General features: G+C 69.3%; 2 pseudogenes. One reads left to right on the plus strand and one right to left on the minus strand.

The features are described from left to right. Window positions 1-448: pseudogene (locus A9X03_RS03210) on the plus strand (hypothetical protein); the annotation flags it as partial. Window positions 449-451: 3 nt separating this feature from the next. Here the strand turns inward: A9X03_RS03210 and A9X03_RS03215 are convergent. Continuing rightward, window positions 452-837, minus strand: a pseudogene (locus tag A9X03_RS03215) (hypothetical protein); the annotation flags it as partial.

An 837-nucleotide genomic window follows, 5' to 3' on the forward strand; every position in this document is an offset into this window, starting at 1 on the left:
TGCTGCTGTCCGACGGCGGGGAGAACAAGCCGTCCAATCCCAGCGACCCGCACGACGGGGTCTACACGGCGGCGCGGAGAACGTGCCGCTGGACGCCAACGCCCCGCAGGGGGCGTTCACCGCCGCCCGGGCCGCCAAGGCCGCGGGCGTGCAGATCTCGACCATCTCCTTCGGGACGCCGTACGGCACCGTCGAGTACGAGGGCGCCACCATCCCGGTTCCCGTAGACGACCAGACGCTGCAGAAGATCTGCGAGATCACCGACGGCCAGGCGTTCCATGCCGACAGCCTGGAGTCGCTGAAGAACGTCTACTCGACCCTGCAGCGCCAGATCGGGTACGAGACCGTCAAGGGCGACGCCAGCCTCGCGTGGATGCTGCTGGGGGCGGTCGCGTTGGCCGGCGCGATCCTGGCCGGCCTGTTCCTGAACCGCCGGCTGCCGTCCTGACGATCAGACCGGCAGCCGCCGGTTGATCAGCAGCGCCAGCGCCGTCGCGATCAAGGCGGTGATCACGCCCAGGCGCAGCCACCCGGCGCTGCCCGGCCCGGCCACGGTGCGATAGCCGATGTCCTTCTCGATGGCGTTGTAGCTCTTGTTGAGCTCGGCGATGTTGCTGGCGGTGTAGGACTGCCCGCCGGACAGCTTGGCGATCGTCTTCATCTGGTCCGTCGAAACCGGGACGGCCACGCGCTGCCCGTCCATCTCGATCTCGCCGGTCTTGGTGCCGAACGAGATCGTCGAGATGGGCACCCCCTCGTCCCGGGCCAGCCGCGCCGCCGTGTAGACCCCGTCGTGCGGGTCGCTGGGATTGGACGGCTTGTTCTCCCCACGGCCAC

The organism is Mycobacterium sp. E1715, from assembly GCF_001667625.1.
GTDB lineage: Bacteria > Actinomycetota > Actinomycetes > Mycobacteriales > Mycobacteriaceae > Mycobacterium.